Source organism: Cellulomonas fimi, assembly GCF_028527925.1.
Classification (GTDB): domain Bacteria; phylum Actinomycetota; class Actinomycetes; order Actinomycetales; family Cellulomonadaceae; genus Cellulomonas; species Cellulomonas fimi_C.
Window position 1 is genome coordinate 1 of record NZ_JAPESW010000176.1, and the last position, 561, is coordinate 561.

General features: G+C 63.1%; 1 protein-coding gene. It reads left to right on the top strand.

The window, feature by feature from the left end; translation table 11 throughout:
• Positions 1–151: 151 nt before the first annotated feature.
• A partial coding sequence (locus OMK64_RS21540) for a HemK family protein methyltransferase (protein WP_272730168.1) occupies positions 152–561 on the top strand: 410 nt, incomplete at its 3' end.

The window sequence follows — 561 nt, forward strand, 5'->3', positions numbered from 1 at the left end:
CTACAACTTTGCCCAGGGCCGGGTCCCCGACCACCGGGTCAACCTCACGCTTTACTCCCTGGACGAGATTCTCGCCGGTGGCGTAGACGCCGTAATCGAGCCATTGCTCGCCGAATACCAGGCGGATCAACTCGCGGCGATAGGTGAATAAATGACCATCATCGCCAGCCTGCTGCGCGCCGCTGACCTTCCGGATTCGCCCACTGCGCGTCTGGATGCCGAATTGTTGTTGGCGGCGGCTCTGGGCAAGTCGCGCAGCTACTTGCACACTTGGCCCGAGAAAATCGTCACCAGTGAAGACGCGCTGACTTTTGCCAGCTACCTGCAACGTCGTCGTGGCGGTGAGCCGGTGGCGTATATCCTCGGCCAGCAAGGTTTCTGGAAGCTGGACCTAGAGGTCGCGCCCCACACGCTGATTCCGCGTCCGGACACTGAATTGCTGGTGGAAGCTGCCGTGGAATTGTTACCGGCCACCCCCGCCAAGGTCCTCGACCTGGGCACCGGCAGCGGTGCCATCGCCTTGGCCCTGGCCAGCGAGCGCCCTGCCTGGCAAGTCACCGC